Origin of the sequence: Phytoactinopolyspora alkaliphila (assembly GCF_010550695.1) — a bacterium.
Classification (GTDB): Bacteria; Actinomycetota; Actinomycetes; order Jiangellales; family Jiangellaceae; genus Phytoactinopolyspora; species Phytoactinopolyspora alkaliphila.
Map to the genome: position 1 here is coordinate 293,306 of NZ_JAAGOB010000007.1, position 16,296 is coordinate 309,601.

The following is a 16,296-nucleotide window of genomic DNA, read 5'->3' on the forward strand; positions in this document are numbered from 1 at the left end:
ATGGAAGACCGGCCGCCAGAGCCAACCAGGCCGACGACGCGCCCGGCGGGCCGGATAGGGTCGCGAGGGTGAGCACCGATGAACCCTCTGTCTCCCGCTCCGGGCTGCCGGCCAGCGGTCCGGGATCGCCGGCGAGTTGGAGCCGGCGCTTCGTAGCGCTCGTGGTGGATTGGGCCCTCGCCAACGCGGCGGCCTTCGTTCTCGCGGGTGGTCAGGTGTGGGAGGTGCAGGGCGGGATGGCGTGGCTGCCGCTGGCCTGCTGGTTCGGGCTCGTGTGGCTCTCCACAGTGTTCGCCGGCGCGAGCTTCGGGCAGTGGCTGCTGCGGGTCCGGATCCTGTCGTTGCGCGGCGGCCGCGTAGGCGTGGTCCAGGGCGCCGTGCGTACGGCGCTGATCCTGCTGATACTGCCACCGCTGATCTTCGACCGCGAGGGCCGCGGCCTGCACGACCTCGCCACCAACACCGCCGCTGTCAAGGGACCGAGCACCCCATCCGCCTGAGCTCCCCGCGGCTGTTCCTCACACGATGATCTTCACGGCTGCGGGCGTGCGGCTGTTTCTCACACGACGATCTTCACGGTAAACCCGACCTGCAGGTTTGTAGCCACATTTTGACCACGACTATCTTCACGCGAGGCGTGGACTGAGCCGTGCATGTTTCGACCGGTCCAGACCGCGTTTCCTCACACGACTGTTCGCACGGATGCGACGGTTCCGGCGTCCTCGGCGTTTTGGCACACGGCGATTTTCACGGCACCGCAACGGCTCTCGAACTCATGCGGGCGGGCAGGCGACCAGGTCCGGAAGGACGTCGTCGCGCAGATTCGCGATCAGGTTGCTGCTGGCCTTCGTCCTGCGGCGCCGTCCTCTTGGCAGTGTCTTGCCGGAGTCAAGCGAGAATGGAAATGCCCGGCACCAGTGACGCCGCCGGTGCACCAATGACGGTTGCGCACTGGTGTGGCTGCCGGTGCCAGTGACGCGGTGCGGTGCACCAGTGACGCGGTCGGTGGCCAGGTGTGGCTAGTGGTGCACACGTGAGGCTCGCGGTATACCGTCGTGGCTGTTGACGTCGGCGCCAGTGTCGTTGTGCCCTGGCACACAACCGTCAATCGCCGAGCACGAAAACTTCCGCTGTTGCTCAGCGGCGGCCGGTGGACGGGGGAGGTCCACCCGTGGGCAGCTTGACGCCCTTCGGCAGCGGCCCCTTCGGCAGGCCGACCGGCTGGGTGCCCAGTGCCCGCAGGCGGTGACGCAGCTCGGTGACCTCGCCGGGCCGGAGATTCTTCGGCAGCTTCTGCAGGTGCTTGGCGAGCTTGGGAAGGGGGACCTGACCCTCGCCGCGGCCGACGATGATGTCGTACACGGGCGTTTCGGGCGCGACGCGCGCGTGCCGCTTCTTCTCCTGCGCGAGGAGATTGGCTACCCGTCCGTGCACTTCACCTTCCCCGATCAGCACGATTCCGGGACGGCCGACAGCACGGTGCACGACGTCCTGGTGGCGGTTGGCACCGATGCCCGGGGTGCTGTCCCAGCCTCGGCGCAGCGTCCCGATGGCTGCGGCCGCTGCGCCCGGCGAGCCCTCGATCTGCCCGTAGGCGGCTCGCTCGGCTCGCTTTCCGAAGACGATGGCACCGGCGAGCAGCGCGGAGGGCAGACCCATGATCAGCCACATCCACCACGGCCCCAGCAGGAAGCCGAGCAGAACGGCGACGCCCAGCGCGCCGAGCATGTAGGCGAGCGTGATCCAGCCGACCCACCGATCCGTGCGTCGCGCCATCCGGTACGTCTGCTTGATTTGAGCGATCCTGCCCTTTTTCTCGGCAGGCGCTTCCTCGTCCTTCCTCGCCATAGCGGGCAGTCTACTCGGACACGCGAGGCTCGATCGAACCCGGCCGGACGCCGTCGATCGAAATCCGCGGGCCGCCGCTGGACCCAGAGTCCAGGGCCTGGCAGCAACTACCTCGCGTGTGCCTCGCGGGCGGCGAGGGCCTGACGGTACAGCCGCCCAGCGCGGTACGACGAGCGGACCAGCGGACCGGACATGACGCCGGCGAAGCCGATCTGCTCAGCCTCGGTGCCCAGCTCGTCGAACTCCTCCGGCGTGACCCACCGGTCGATCGGATGGTGACGCGGCGAAGGCCGCAGGTACTGGGTGATGGTGATCAGGTCGCAGCCGGCGTCGTGCAGATCCACCAACGCCTGCGAGATCTCCTCGCGGGTCTCACCCATCCCGAGGATCAGGTTGGACTTGGTCACCATGCCGGCCGCGCGCGAGATCGACAGGACCTCCAGGGACCGCTCATAGCTGAACGCCGGCCTGATCCGCTTGAAGATGCGGGGCACGGTCTCGACGTTGTGGGCGAACACCTGTGGCTCGGCGTCGAACACCTGCTGGAGCAGATCAGCCCGTCCAGAGAAGTCCGGGGTCAGGATCTCCACGCCCGTGTTCGGATTGAGCTGATGGATCTGGCGGATCGTCTCCGCGTACAGCCAGGCGCCCTCGTCGTCGAGATCATCGCGGGTGACGCCGGTGACCGTCGCATAGCGAAGCCCCATCGCCTGCACCGACTCGGCGACCCGGCGCGGCTCGTCGCGATCGAGCTCCTCCGGCTTTCCGGTGTCGATCAGGCAGAAGTCACAGCGACGGGTGCAGTGGTCACCGCCGATGAGGAACGTCGCCTCCCGGTCTTCCCAGCATTCGAAGATGTTGGGACAGCCAGCCTCTTGGCAGACCGTGTGCAGGCCCTCGCGTTTCACCAGCGATTGGAGCTCCCGGTACTCGGGACCCATCGAGGCCTTGGTCTTGATCCAGGACGGCTTCTTCTCGATCGGCGTCTCGCTGTTGCGGACTTCGAGGCGCAGCAGCCGACGTCCTTCAGGTACGACACTCACACTTGCCACCCTACGCGTTGACAGTATTCGGAACCCGGAGCGCCTCCAGGTGGCCGCGGACGACGGGAAGGACCTCTGCCACGCCGACCGTGCGCCCCACCTCGCGGGATATGGTCGTCACCTCCGCGTCGGAGATGCCGCACGGCACGATCCGGTCGTACCAGGTGAGATCGCAGTCACAGTTCAGGGCAAAGCCGTGCATCGACACGCCCTGCGCCACCCGGAGTCCCACGGCGCCCACCTTGCGGGTCCCGCCTCGCTCGTCAGCGGGCACCCAGACGCCGCTGCGGCCCTTGACCCGCTCCGTGGCGACCCCGAACTCGGCGCACACGTCGATCATCAACTGCTCGACTCGCCGCACGTACGCCACCACGTCGAGCCGGCCGGGCAGGGCGACGATGGGGTAGCCGACGATCTGGCCGGGACCGTGCCAGGTGATCTTGCCGCCGCGGTCGACGTCGATCACGGGCGCGCCGGCGTCGATGAGGGGGCGCTCATGCGGCTTGGTGAGCTTGCCGGCGGTGTAGACGGGCTGATGCTCGAGCAGTACCACGGTGTCGGAGATGTCCCCGGCGACCCGGGCGGCGTGCAGTGCGCGTTGCTCGTCCCATGCCTGCTCGTAGGGCACCTGAGAATCGTGCTGGATCACCCGCAGATCGCTCATAACAGGTGAGCTTATGCCCCACTGCGCCCACTTCCGCTATGGCCTACGTCACCGGCGCACGCTGTGGTCGAGGGGCCTGAACGTGTCACGCCTCGATTCGTGCTGAGGAACTCTTGCCGTCGGCATCTCGTTGGACATATTTGGCCAAAGCGGGCAAGTGGAGTCACAGTTGAGCGCTGGGTGCTTGGATGGAGAGGTGACCCGGGATCGCCGGCGGTTCACCACGATGGAACGATGACGGGCGAAAAGTCGATCTCGGGCAGCGGCGAACGCCAAGGTTTGGAAGCATAGAGCTATGGAGGGGTCGTTGCAGGTACCCGGTTACACCGCCGTCAGGCGGTTGGGATCGGCCGATTCGCCGATGTGGCTAGGTACTGACAACGCCACCGGACAGCCGGTCACGCTCAGGCTCGTGCGCGGTGACGTCCAGGCCGTGCGTGACGGCCTGAGTTCGGCCACGCTGGTGATGCGGGCCTTGAACCATCCTCATGTGGTGCCGTTCCTGGATGTGGTCGAGAGCCCGCAGGGCCCGGTGCTCATTCTCGGCGCGGCCGAAGGAGGCAGTCTGGCCGACGTCCTGGCCGCGCGGCGCACGCTGACCCCGGGGGAGATGGTCACCGCATGTGCGCCGATCGCGGAGGGCTTGGCCGAGATCCATCAGCACGGCATCGTGCACGGCGCCATCACCCCCGATGAGATCCTCTTCGCCCGGGACGGCCGGCCCATGCTGGCCGGAGTTGGTCTCGCCAGCATCGGCGCGAGGTCGTACCTGCACGGTCCCACCGTCGCACCCGAGGTGGCCTCCGGGGGCAGCCTCGGCGCTCCCGCGGACGTCTACAGCATCGCCGCGATGGGGATCGTCGCCCTGACAGGTCCGGTCTCCGCGGACCAGTTGTTCGCCGCGTCCGCCGAGCGGCTGCTCGCCACTGGCATGGCACCAGCCGCACAGGCGGTGATCACCCGCGCCATCGGGCGCAACGCCGGCCGCCGGCCCGACGCCGCGACGCTCGTCAACGCGCTGTACGCCATCGCGGATCCGGAGCCGGTCGAACTTGTCGTACCGGACGAGGCTCCCACCACGCCGCCGCCGCTGACTTTCGTCGACCCTGCTCCACGGCCGGACCCTGGCCCGTACACCGGGCCTATGCCAGTCGCGAACCAGCCGCCGGAGCCGGAGAACCCGTTCGGCGAGGAGAACCAGCCTGCCGACGAGCTCGACGACGTGACCGCCTACATGCGGCAAGTGCAAGCGCCCGCTTCCGGCCGCCGGGCACGGCGCAAGGCGTCCGTTCCGGCCGAGACCGGGGAGACCGCCACGGCGTCGTCGTCCCCGGCACAGCAGCGCCCTGCGGAAGAGCCGTCGGCGGCTGAGACCACCGGGGGTGGTGGGCGTCGTGCCCGCGATCGCAGAGAGCGGCGGTCCGATCCCGGCGACGACGCCCCCCGCAGCCGTGGCCGCGCGGCGCCAGAAGGTGGTGCGGCGGCCGCGACAGCTCGCACGGACCGGCCGGCGAAGAAGCCGGGCCAGGAGAAGGAACCGGCGCGTTCTCGCGGGCGGCGGCCCAGCCGCGGTGACCTGACCAAGGTGGCCAGTGTCCTCGTGGTTCTGCTACTCGCGGCGGGCGCGGTGATCATCTTTATGCAGCTCTCCGGGAATGACGACGAGCTGCCGGAGGCCGGGCTCGGCACACCGGACTCGGTCGACCAGGCTGACGCGGACCTGTGCGGTGGTCCGCGGCCGGCGCCCGAGGAAGAGCCGCCGGAGGTCAGCGACTGGACTCAGGAGGTGCAGCGTCTCTACACGCTGCGCGCCCAGGCGTTCGAGGAGGTCGACGCCGAGCTTCTGTGCCAGGTCTACGCGCCCACCAGTGAGGGGCTGGCCCGCGACGTCGAGCTCCTCCAGCAGTACGCCGACGCCAGGGTACGGACGCAGAACCTGTCCTTCGAGGTGATCGACGCCGAGCTGCTCGAGCAGAACGGTGGCACGGTGGTCCTGGAGATCTCCGACCGGCTGCCCCCCTATCAACTGATCGACGAGGGAGGCGACGTCGTTCGGGAAGTGGAAGGCACCGAGCAGACCTGGGCAGCTGAGCTGGTGCCGGTCGCCGACGTGGGCTCGCAGGCACCCACCTGGCGATTCAGCTGACGGTTCCTACCGCTCGCCCATTCGCAGATCTGGAAACCGCGGCACCGGCAGGCGGGGCTCACCGCGCGGGGTGTGACCTTCAGGCTTCGAGTGCGGCGGCGATAGCCGAGCGGGCCGTGGGGTGCCGGAATTCGAAACCGGCGGCGACAAGCCGGGTGGGCACCATCCGCAGGCTGCCGGCGATGGTGGCGGCGATTTCACCCAGCGCGACCCGCAGCGCGACCGTGGGTACGGGCAGGATGGCCGGTCGTCGAAGCTGATGGGCCAGGACACGGGTGAACTCCCCGTTGGTCACCGGCTCTGGGCTGGTGAGGTTGTAGATGCCTACCGAGCCCGGCTGCTCGATGAGGAACCGTAAGGCCGCGACGACATCGGGCATGGAGATGAAGCTCCAATACTGGTGCCCACCGGCGAGCGGACCACCCAGGCCCGCTCGGAACACCGGCAGCATCTGGCCCAGGGAGCCGCCCCGGCGGTCCAGCGCGAGCCCGAACCTTGTGTGGCAGACGGCGATGCCGGCCGCCTTGGCGGTGTCCGTCGCCGCTTCCCAGTCCTGGCACAGTTGTGGGAGGAAGCCCTGACCAGGTTCGGAATCCTCGGTGAGGACCTCCGCGCCGCGATCCATGCCGTAGTAGTTGACGCCGGACGCCGATAGGAACACTCGCGGCGGATCGTCCAGGCGTGCCAGCGCGTTGGCCAGAATGGCCGTGGTGCGGATCCGGCTGTTGCGGAGGGTCTCCTTGTAAGCCTTGGTCCACCGGTGATCGCCGATGCCGGCCCCGGAGAGGTTCACCACGGCGTCGAGACCTTCGAGCAACGCGGGGTCGACGTCGCCCACGCTCGGGTTCCACGGGATCTCACCCGCGCCCGCCGTGGGACGGCGTACCAGCCGAAGCACCTCGTGACCGTCGGCCTCCAGGGACTCACTCAGCGCCGTGCCGATGAGCCCGCTGGAGCCGCTGATCGCTACTCGCACGCGGTGACCCGGTCTTATCAGAGCCCCAGGTCCGCCTCGAACTGTCCGGCATCGAGCCGCTGTTTCACCGCGGTGAGGTAACGGGCGGCGTCGGCCCCGTCGACGATCCGGTGATCGTAGGTGAGAGCCAGGTAGGCCATCGAGCGGATCGCGATGGTGTCCGCGCCGAGGTCATCTGTCACCACGACGGGCCGTTTGACGACGGCGCCGGTAGCGAGCATGCCGACCTGTGGCTGGTTGAGGATCGGCGTGTCGAACAACGCGCCACGGCTACCGGTGTTGGTGATGGTGAACGTGCCGCCGGCGATGTCGTCGGGCTTGAGGTTGCCGGAGCGGGTGCGTTCGGCCAGGTCGGCGATCTGACGCGCGAGACCCCCGATGTTGAGGTCACCTGCGTTCTTGATCACCGGAACCATGAGACCGCGTTCGGTGTCCACCGCGATGCCGAGATTCTCCGCGCCGTGGTAGACGATCTCCTCGCCTTCCACACTGGCGTTGAGGATCGGGTAGATCTTGAGGACCTCGACCGCGGCCTTGGCGAAGAATGGCAGGAAGGAGAGCTTGACGCCCTCACGCTCCTGGAACTGCGCCTTGGCCCGGGCGCGCAGGTGCGCGATGCGAGTCACGTCCACTTCAACGACCGACGTGAGCTGTGCCGACGTGGCCAGCGAGTCGATCATGTGCCTGGCCGTGGCCTTGCGGATGCGCGACATCTTCTGGCGGGTGCCTCGCAGGGGCGACGGCGCGGCCGGCGCGGCCTGGGGGGCGGCCTGCTGGGCGCCGGCCGCTGGTGCGGCTTCCGGCTCGGGCGCGGCCTTGGCCGCCTCGGCGGCGGAGAGGACATCCTGCTTGCGGATCCGCCCGCCGACGCCGCTACCTTCGATGGCCGACAAGTCAACGCTGTGTTCGGCGGCGAGCTTGCGCACCAATGGTGTGACGTATGGCGCACCATCGCCGGAGGTCGTGGACGGCGCGGCGTGCTTCGGTGCCTGGCCGGCGCGCGGCTGCGAGGCCTGAGCGGCTTCCTGCGCTGGCGCCTCCTGCCGGGGCTCCTGCTCGGATACTGCCTGCTCCGCCTGGGGCTCCTCGGCCTGCGACGCCTGCTCGGCGGGCGCCTCGCCCTTGTCCTCGCCCTGGTCGGCCTGCTGGTCTGCCTCACCGTCGCCGGACCCGGCGGCCTCGCCGTCCTCTCCGATGATGGCGAGTTCGGCGCCGACCTCGACGGTCTCGTCTTCGGCGACCTTGATCTCCTGCAGGACACCCGCGACGGGGGAGGGGATCTCGGTGTCGACCTTGTCGGTGGAGATCTCCAGCAGTGGCTCGTCGACGGCCACCTGGTCGCCGGGCTGTTTGAGCCAGCGGGTCACTGTGCCCTCGGTAACGCTCTCACCGAGTGCGGGCAGCGTGACCGGGGTTCCACCGCTGGAACCCGTCGGCGCAGGCTGCTGCTCCCGCTGCTGCTCGGTCTCGGACTCCTGCTCGGGCTCGGGGGCGGCTTCCTGCTGCTCAGGCTGGGTCTGCTCAGCCTCGGCCTGCTCAGCCTCGCCCTGGTCGGCCTGCTGGTCGGCCTCGCCCTGGTCGGCCTGCTGGTCGGCCTCGCCCTGGTCGGCCTGCTGGTCGGCCTCGCCCTGGTCGGCCTGCTGGTCGGCCTCACCGTCGCCGGACCCGGCGGCCTCGCCGTCCTCTCCGATGATGGCGAGTTCGGCGCCGACCTCGACGGTCTCGTCTTCGGCGACCTTGATCTCCTGCAGGACACCCGCGACGGGGGAGGGGATCTCGGTGTCGACCTTGTCGGTGGAGATCTCCAGCAGTGGCTCGTCGACGGCCACCTGGTCGCCGGGCTGTTTGAGCCAGCGGGTCACTGTGCCCTCGGTAACGCTCTCACCGAGTGCGGGCAGGGTGACAGAGGTTGCCATCTTCAGTCCTCTCGAAAGTCTCCTACGGCCTTGAGCCTATGCGACCGTACCAGCCAACATGAGGGTATCTCGCAGCACCATGCCTGTGGACATGGCCCCTCGGGGCGCTGGCAGCCCGTGCGCGAGATCACGTGGGATCCGCCCGGCCAGGCGTGCACGTGCCTGGTCGGCTACGCGTGCACGTGCAGGGGCTTGCCCGCGAGGGCGAGATGCGCCTCACCGAGGGCCTCGCTCTGCGTGGGATGCGGATGGACGAGCTGTGCCACCTCGGAGGGCAGCGCTTCCCAGTTGCAGATCAGCTGCGCCTCGCTCACCAGCTCTCCCACGCGCGCGCCGACCATGTGCACGCCCAGTACGGGGCCGTCCTTCTCGCGTACCAGTTTGACGAAGCCCTGGGTGCCGAGGATCTGGCTCTTGCCGTTGCCGGCGAGGTTGTAGTCGAACGTCTCGACCCGGTCCGCGCCGAGGCGCTCGGCCGCCTGGGACTCGGTCAGCCCGACGGACGCGATCTCCGGGTCGCTGTAGGTGACCCGTGGAATGCCCGTATCCTCGACCGCTGCGGGGTTGAGGCCGGCGATCTCCTCGGCGACGAAGATGCCGTGGGCGAAGCCGCGGTGGGCCAGCTGCAGCCCCGGCACCAGGTCACCGACCGCATAGACCCCGGGCACACTGGTGCGCAGCCGCTCGTCGGTGGTGACGAAACCGCGGTCCATGCTCACCCCCGACTCCTCGAACCCCAGGCCGTCGGAGGCCGGGCCGCGGCCCACCGCGACGAGCAGCACCTCGGCCTCGATCGTCTGACCGCCCTCGATCGAGACAGTGACGCCGGCGTCGGTGCGCTCTACTCCAGCGAAGCCGGCGCCCGTCTTGATGGTCATGCCGCGCCTGCGGAAGGCACGCTCGACGGCCTTGGAACAGGCCTCATCCTCGCCCGGAACAAGCCGCGGCAACATCTCCACGATGGTCACCTCGGCGCCGAACGAGCGCCAGACGCTCGCGAACTCCACACCGATGACGCCGCCACCGAGCACGACGGCCGAGGCGGGGACGCGATCGAGGGTGAGCGCCTCGTAGCTGGTGATGACCTTGTCCCCGTCCACCTCGAGCCCCGGCAGGCTGCGAGCATGGGAGCCAGTCGCGAGAACGACGCTTCGGCCCGTGTAGCGGGTGCCACTGACGTCGACCGACGTGGGGCCGGCCAGCCGGCCCTCGCCTTCGACGAGCGTCACCTTGTTGGCCGTGACCAGACCCTGCAGGCCTTTGTAGAGACGGGAGACGACGCCGTCCTTGTACGCGTTGACGCCCGCCATGTCCACACCGGCGAAGGTGCTCTGCACGCCGTACTTAGCTCCGTCACGCGCCGTGTCGGCGACCTCGGCAGCGTGCAGCAGTGCTTTGGTGGGGATGCAGCCGTAGTGCAGGCAGGTGCCGCCGACCTTGTCCTTCTCAATCAGTGCCACGCTCAGCCCGAGCTCGGCGGCGCGGAACGCGGCAGCATAACCTCCGCTCCCACCCCCTAGCACGACCAGATCGAAGTCGTTCGCCTCAGCCACCACGTCCTCCTTCACATCACGACTGCCTTTCCCGTGATCACCGACCCTTGGCCGTGTCATAGCGTGGCTGAACGTTGATGATCGTGGGACACTCCCTGGTGCCGATCCTGCCATGTGCGTATCGGTTGCGAGGAAGGCGATACTGTCCGGTGGGCAGGTTCCGACAATGGAGGTCTTGACATGCGGTGGTTCGGTCGGCGACGCAAGAGCGCCGAGGGCAGCCTTGATCGGGCCGCCGACGACGCCGACTCCAAGCACCTGAAGGAGTTCGCCAACTCCCGGCGCGGCGTCGAGGCGTTCGTCGAGCCCCCCACGACGATGACGGCCACCACCGTGGTCATGGTGGCCCACGACGGCGAGTGGACCCGGCGTCGGGTCCGGGACGCCGCCGCGGCCCACGATCTGGCCCGCAAGCTCGGCATCCCCGCCTACGATGCGCAGGTGGTGGGATACCCGCAGCGCATGCGCGAGTGGAACCGCAAGTCGGGCGGCCGCGGAGTCTAGCGCTCCGTACCAGCCTCCTGCGGCTCGCACTGACAGGCGGGTCAGAGCGTGTCGGCGGCGACCTCGTCGACGAGCCGGATGAGCGTGCGAACCGCGGCGCCCGTGCCGCCCTTCGGCGTGTAGCCGAACGGCTCCGATTCGTTGAACGCCGGGCCGGCGATGTCGAGGTGAGCCCAGGCCAAGCCGTCCGGAACGAACTCCTTGAGGAACAGCCCGGCCTGCAGTGCACCTCCGTTGCGGTCGCCGATGTTCGCAAGATCGGCGATGGGTGAGTCCAGCTTCTCCCGCAGCTCGGCGGGCAACGGCAGCGGCCACATCTGCTCGCCGGCGTCTTCTGCCAGGTCACGCATCTTGAGCGGGAGCTCGTCGTCGTTGGACATCACGCCGGACACCCTGGTACCGAGTGCGACGACGGCCGCGCCGGTGAGAGTGGCGACGTCGACCATCAGGTCGGGCTCATCCTCGCCGGCGCGCACCATGGCGTCGGCCAGGACGAGGCGGCCCTCGGCGTCGGTGTTGAGCACCTCGACGGTCTTGCCGCCGTAGATGGTGATGACGTCGGACGGCCGCTGCGCCTCACCAGAAGGCATGTTCTCGGCCATCGCCGCGTATGCGGTGACGGCGACCTTCGGCGCGAGCTCGGCGACGGCGAGCACGGCGGCGACGACGGCAGCGGCGCCGCCCATGTCGCACTTCATCGTGACCATGCCGTCGGACGGCTTGAGCGACAGCCCGCCCGAGTCGAAGGTGATGCCCTTGCCGATGAGCGCGACGTGCTTCCTGGCTCGCGACGGTCGGTAGGACAGGCGGACCAGCCGCGGCGGGTTGGCCGAGCCCTGCCCCACGCCGATCAGGCCTCCGTAGCCGCCCTTGGCGAGGGCTTTCTCGTCCAGGACCTCGACTTCCAGTTTGGCGCCCTTGCCGAGCCTGGTGGCGAGCTCGGCGAACGCCTTGGGAAACAGGTCGCGTGGGGGAGTGTTCACCCAGTCACGGGCCCGGTTCACCGCCGTGGCGACGACCTCGGCGCGGGCGACGGCGTCCTTGACCGCCTTGGCCTTGACTCCGGGTCCGACGAGCGTCACCGCTGCAAGCGGCGCCGGCGCGTCGCCGGTCTTGTAGTCGGTGAAAGCGTAGGCGCCGAGCAGGATGCCTTCGGCGACCGCCGCGGCCTCGGCCGCGTTCTCAGCCGGCAACGCGAACGCGGCACTGCCTACTCCGCTCAGGGAACGCGCCGCCGTGCCCGCGGCGCGGCGCAACGCCTCGCGATACTGCGGCGAGCCGGGTTCTCCGGGCGTACCAGTTCCCACCGCTACGACGACAGGCGCCTTGGCGCGGCCATATGTCGCCAGCTTCGTCAGCTCGTCGGCCTTGCCGCTGGCGCCGAGATGGCTCAGCGTCTCGATCAGGGCACCCTTGAGCGCCTTGTCCACCGCCTGCCCGCCCGGCAGCAGCGTGATGCCGTCGTCGCCGGCAGCGACGCCGATGACGACGGCATCGACCTTGAGTCCAGTCGGGTTGGCAGAAGACAAGGTAATGGTGCTCACGGCTCTCCCAGACGTCGTGCGAGTTGAGTGTCCGATGCTACTCGGCCGAGGAGCGGCCCGGAGCGGGCACCAGTGTCCGCAGTGCACCAGTGTCCAGCGTGGCCTATCTGGACGAAGCGGCGGGATCAAGGCCACCGGATCCGCGCCGAGCGCCTGGGGAGAACTCATATGACCCCGACTGGCCGAGTTGATGCACGCCCGTCCACACGTCTGTGGGCTACGGCTCCAGGATCGCCGTCCCGGAGTTCTCCTCGTGGAACAACCCCGAACCGGAACTGGTGCTGATCATCGACTCCGCCGGCCGAATCCGGGGTGGCACGCTGGGCAAAGACGTGAGTTTGCGCGACGTCGAGGGCCGCAGCGCACTCCTGCTCGGCATGGCGAAGGACAACAACGCCTCGAGTACGTGCTACGCCACGCGCGTTAGACGACCGGGCGGATCGAAGCGGCCCGCGTCGCGGAGCGCATGTCGGATTTCTACAAGACCTAGCTCAGCCCGCAGGCGAAGCTCGAGCCATGACACACACGGTCAATCCCATTCCCGACGGCTACCACAGCCTGACCCCGTTCATCGTCTGCACCGATGCCTCGGCGGCGATCGACTTCTATCAGCGGGTGTTCGACGCCGAGGTGATCAGTCGCAACGACGGTCCCGACGGTTCGGTCATGCACGCCGAACTGCGCATCGGCGACTCGATGCTGCAGCTGAGCGACCCCAACCCCGAGCTCGGCCTGGTACCACCGGACGGTCACGCGGTCTCGGCGTCGCTAGTGCTCTATTGCGACGACGTCGACGCGATCTTCGCGCGGGCGGTGGACGCGGGCGCCACCGTGCGCGAGGAGGTGCAGGACTTCGTGACGGGTGACCGCTTCGCGAGCGTCGTCGACCCGTTCGGCCGCCGCTGGAGCGTCCTGACCAGGGTCGAGGATGTGTCCCGGGAGGAAGCAGAGCGCCGGGTCAACGAATGGCTGGCGTCGTCGTCCTGACGAGTGGAAGGAGAGCCCGGCCTCGCCTTGGTGATCGCCGGGGTGACGTCGGCTTCCTTCTGGTTGGACGGTATCGTCGGCGCTGATGGTCGCTGACTCCCTGTCCCGGCGTGACCTGCGGCCGTTCGCCGGTGTGTGGCGCGTGCAAGTGGTGTTGCCTGCCGGCGACGACGACAGCCTACGCGGGCTGCGTGACCTGGTGATACGAGAACGGGTCGAGCTCGAGGTGGAACTCGGCGCACCGGTCGGCTTCAGCCTTTCCGGCTCGTCGGCCAACGCTTCGGGCCCTCCCACCCGCGAGCAGCCGGACTCGGACACGCCGGTCGTCCTGATCGGGCCGGCGTCGCACAACGAGGAGCTTCGGGCCTGGATCCGGCGCCGTGCCCGCCCGGCCGCCCGGCGGCCGTATGTGGAGCTGGACGGCCCGCTCCTCGTGATCGACGCCGCCGGCGCGTCCGAGGTGACCTCGGCTCTGAGTCTTCTGCGCACCGCCGTCCGGTCGCGACCCGCCGTCGGTTCCGACGGTGGCGCGCCGGCGGGCGCTGGTGAGCCGATCCGGCTGGAGCAAACGACGGCGTCCGGGCCGCCCGAGGTGGTGCGTCGGGTGGCCGACGAGATCGGGTGGACGTACCCGGCATTCGGCCTGCGTGGCATCGATGGGGTCGCGCTGGAGCGCCGGTGGCGTCCGGTGGCGGAACGCAGCGGCGCGGATATCCGGGTCCTGCAGCGCTGGGTCGCCGGCCTGCGAGATGCTCACACGGCGGTCCGGCCCACCGATGCCCGGGGCTTTCTGCCGTACAGCGCGTTCGTCGCCTCCGACGATGTCGACCGTGAGGGCGACGCCGTTCGCGCCTCGGCTCGCGGTTCGGCGATCCGGCTTGGTCACGTGCCGAGGTGGAGTGCCGGTTGGGCCGCCGGTGCCCGCAGCGGCGACGTCGTCCTGGCCGTCGACGGCCCGGTCGATCCGGACGAGCTGCTGGCGACCACTGGTGCCGAGCGCCGCACCGTGGGCTGGTTCGCCGGGCGGCGGGCCATGACGGTCCTCCCGCCCGGCGAGGTGACGGTCGCGGTGCGCAACCGAGCCGGGCATGTGTTCACATGGACCGAGACGGCCACCGGGACCCCGTACCCGGAACCGATCTCCTGGCGCAGGCTGAACTCGGGCACCGGCTACGTCCGCGTCCGCGGGTGGCTGCCGGGAAACGCCTGGTCCGACGCGCTTGACGCCGCGTTCAGTGAGCTCGCGGCGGCCGAGCGCCTCATCGTCGACGTGCGGGGCAACGTAGGCGGCAATCTCGTGGCCGCGCTGGGATTCCGGGACAGGTTCCTCAGCCGGCCCACCACAATGGGGATGATCAGATTTAGCGTCGGTGACGGAACCCTGGCGCCACCGGCTCCGATCGAGGCCGTGCCCGCGTCCGGCCGGCGGTGGATCCGCCCCGTGCGGTTCCTGCTCGACCGGCTCTCCTACTCCGCGACCGAGGACGCGCTGCTCGGCCTCCGCGATCTGGACCACGTCGAGTTCTTCGGCGAACCGAGCGGAGGAGGCAGCGGCCGTCCGCGCACGGTGCCGCTGCAGGACGGAGTGGTGCTGAACGTCAGCACCGCGTTAACCTTCGAGAATTCCGGTCGTTGTGTCGAGGGCCGAGGTCTCGCCGTCGACGTGGCGGTGCCACCGGCCACACTGGGCTCCGGCCACGCAGTCGCGGTGGCCGACACCTTTTGGTGATCGCGCAGACGAGCGGGTCGTTACGCCTGGGGTGCACGCCGGCGGTGACGTGCCGGTTATGGTGGGCACGCGTGACCGGAGATTCGAAAATGAGGAGTCCAGCGTGACCGCGAAACCCGCCCGACCAGCCCTGTACAGCCGGCATCTCGAGCTGAACGCGAAGTTCGCCGAGTTCGGTGGATGGGAGATGCCGCTGCAGTACTCGGGGGTGGTCAACGAGCACGCGGCCGTGCGAGAACGAGTCGGCCTGTTCGACGTCAGCCACCTCGGCAAACTGCGGATCACGGGCCCGGGGGCGCGCGAGTTCATCGACTCTTGCTTGACCAACGATCTCGGCAAGATCGAACCCGGGCAGGCTCAGTACACGCTGTGCTGTGACGAGTCAGGAGGCGTCGTCGACGATCTGATCGCCTATCTGCGTTCCGACGAGGAACTCCTGCTCATTCCCAACGCGGCGAACAGTTCGGAGGTGGGCAGGCGGCTGACCGAGGCCGCGCCGGCCGAGGTCAAGGTGGTCGACGAGCACCGCCGCCACGCGGTGCTCGCGGTACAGGGGCCGAACGCCGACGCCGTCTTGTCGGCGCTCTGGATCCCGGTCGGGCACGATTACATGTCGTTCGTCGACGCGGACTTCAACGATGTCCCGATCACCGTGTGCCGCACCGGCTACACCGGCGAGCGCGGCTATGAGCTGCTCGTTCCGTGGGACGACGCCCCCGTCGTGTGGGACGCGCTCCTCGCGTCGGGCGAGCCGAAGGGCATCCTCCCGTGTGGCCTCGGAGCCCGGGACACCCTGCGAACCGAGATGGGGTATCCGCTACACGGTCAGGACCTGTCGATGGAGATCAGCCCGCTCCAGGGCCGCGCGGGCTGGGCGGTGAGCAAGACCAAGCCGGCGTTCTGGGGCAGAGACGCGATCGTGGCCGAGCGCGAAGCCGGCCCGGAACGCCGGCTCCGGGGCATCCGCGCCACCGGCCGGGCCATTCCGCGTCCGGGGATGGCCGTGACCCTGGACGGCGCCAACGTGGGCGTCGTGACCTCCGGGACATTCTCGCCGACGCTGCGGATCGGTATCGGCCTCGCCCTCCTGCGTGCGGACGTCGCCGAAGGCGCCGAGGTGGGCGTCGACATCCGCGGCCGTTCCGAACCGTTCGACGTCGTGCGCCCTCCATTCGTCAAGTCCACCCCCTCCTAACCCACCTACCTCCTGCCCCCTAAATGATCATGTAAACCATGTTTTCTCGTGCTTCACCATGGGTGGATTCAAGTGGTGAGTGCAACACCGGGTGGATTGAATGGTTCTGAGAGTAGCTTGTTGAGTGCTTCGGCTGGGGTTTTCCAGCTCAGGGTTTTGCGGGGTCGGTTGTTCAGTTCGGTGGCGACGAA

General features: G+C 68.9%; 13 protein-coding genes and 2 pseudogenes. 7 read left to right on the forward strand and 8 right to left on the reverse strand.

The features are described 5' to 3' along the window. Window positions 1–68 precede the first annotated feature (68 nt). Window positions 69–500, forward strand: coding sequence for an RDD family protein (locus G1H11_RS15160; RefSeq protein ID WP_163819418.1), 432 nt, complete (start codon window positions 69–71; stop codon window positions 498–500). 637 nt (window positions 501–1,137) lie between these two features. On the opposite strand, the gene G1H11_RS15165 is transcribed toward G1H11_RS15160, so the two are convergent. From G1H11_RS15165 to lipB, 3 genes are all read right to left on the reverse strand, one after another. Next, the gene (locus G1H11_RS15165; RefSeq protein WP_163819419.1) at window positions 1,138–1,848 is read right to left on the reverse strand and encodes a DUF4191 domain-containing protein; all 711 of its coding nucleotides are present in this window, start codon (window positions 1,846–1,848) and stop codon (window positions 1,138–1,140) included. A 107-nt stretch (window positions 1,849–1,955) separates the two neighbouring features. Then, window positions 1,956–2,891 (reverse strand): lipoyl synthase, encoded by a 936-nt coding sequence (gene lipA / locus G1H11_RS15170; RefSeq protein WP_163819420.1) that lies wholly within the window; start codon window positions 2,889–2,891, stop codon window positions 1,956–1,958. Window positions 2,892–2,901: 10 nt separating this feature from the next. Then, entirely contained in the window at window positions 2,902–3,555 is a 654-nt protein-coding gene (lipB, locus tag G1H11_RS15175; protein WP_163819421.1) for a lipoyl(octanoyl) transferase LipB, read from the reverse strand. Between the two features lie 361 nt (window positions 3,556–3,916). Here lipB and G1H11_RS15180 point away from each other — a divergent pair, with 361 nt between their 5' ends. Then, entirely contained in the window at window positions 3,917–5,701 is a 1,785-nt protein-coding gene (locus tag G1H11_RS15180) for a protein kinase domain-containing protein (protein WP_246211452.1), read from the forward strand. A 79-nt stretch (window positions 5,702–5,780) separates the two neighbouring features. Here G1H11_RS15180 and G1H11_RS15185 read toward each other — a convergent pair whose 3' ends face one another. From G1H11_RS15185 to lpdA, 3 genes are all read right to left on the reverse strand, one after another. Next, the gene (locus tag G1H11_RS15185; protein ID WP_163819423.1) at window positions 5,781–6,677 is read right to left on the reverse strand and encodes a TIGR01777 family oxidoreductase; all 897 of its coding nucleotides are present in this window, start codon (window positions 6,675–6,677) and stop codon (window positions 5,781–5,783) included. Window positions 6,678–6,694: 17 nt separating this feature from the next. After that, window positions 6,695–8,593, reverse strand: a complete 1,899-nt coding sequence (sucB, locus tag G1H11_RS15190; RefSeq protein WP_163819424.1) for a 2-oxoglutarate dehydrogenase, E2 component, dihydrolipoamide succinyltransferase — start codon at window positions 8,591–8,593, stop codon at window positions 6,695–6,697. A 170-nt stretch (window positions 8,594–8,763) separates the two neighbouring features. Further along, window positions 8,764–10,146: a dihydrolipoyl dehydrogenase gene (gene lpdA, locus G1H11_RS15195; RefSeq protein ID WP_163819425.1), complete on the reverse strand. Its 1,383-nt coding sequence runs from the start codon at window positions 10,144–10,146 to the stop codon at window positions 8,764–8,766. A 180-nt stretch (window positions 10,147–10,326) separates the two neighbouring features. Here lpdA and G1H11_RS15200 point away from each other — a divergent pair, with 180 nt between their 5' ends. Continuing rightward, window positions 10,327–10,650 (forward strand): hypothetical protein, encoded by a 324-nt coding sequence (locus tag G1H11_RS15200; protein ID WP_163819426.1) that lies wholly within the window; start codon window positions 10,327–10,329, stop codon window positions 10,648–10,650. A 41-nt stretch (window positions 10,651–10,691) separates the two neighbouring features. On the opposite strand, the gene G1H11_RS15205 is transcribed toward G1H11_RS15200, so the two are convergent. Continuing rightward, the gene (locus G1H11_RS15205; RefSeq protein ID WP_163819427.1) at window positions 10,692–12,194 is read right to left on the reverse strand and encodes a leucyl aminopeptidase; all 1,503 of its coding nucleotides are present in this window, start codon (window positions 12,192–12,194) and stop codon (window positions 10,692–10,694) included. Between the two features lie 197 nt (window positions 12,195–12,391). Between G1H11_RS15205 and G1H11_RS27095 the strand changes: the two are divergent. The 4 genes and pseudogenes from G1H11_RS27095 to gcvT all read left to right on the forward strand — a co-directional run. Continuing rightward, a pseudogene (locus G1H11_RS27095) lies at window positions 12,392–12,598 on the forward strand (fumarylacetoacetate hydrolase family protein); the annotation flags it as partial. A gap of 112 nt (window positions 12,599–12,710) precedes the next feature. Then, entirely contained in the window at window positions 12,711–13,181 is a 471-nt protein-coding gene (locus tag G1H11_RS15210; protein ID WP_163819428.1) for a VOC family protein, read from the forward strand. An 85-nt stretch (window positions 13,182–13,266) separates the two neighbouring features. Further along, complete coding sequence (locus G1H11_RS15215; protein WP_163819429.1) at window positions 13,267–14,910, forward strand: S41 family peptidase; 1,644 nt, start codon at window positions 13,267–13,269, stop codon at window positions 14,908–14,910. 103 nt (window positions 14,911–15,013) lie between these two features. After that, complete coding sequence (gcvT, locus tag G1H11_RS15220) at window positions 15,014–16,105, forward strand: glycine cleavage system aminomethyltransferase GcvT (RefSeq protein WP_216843777.1); 1,092 nt, start codon at window positions 15,014–15,016, stop codon at window positions 16,103–16,105. A 68-nt stretch (window positions 16,106–16,173) separates the two neighbouring features. Here the strand turns inward: gcvT and G1H11_RS15225 are convergent. Further along, a pseudogene (locus tag G1H11_RS15225) lies at window positions 16,174–16,296 on the reverse strand (IS30 family transposase); the annotation flags it as partial.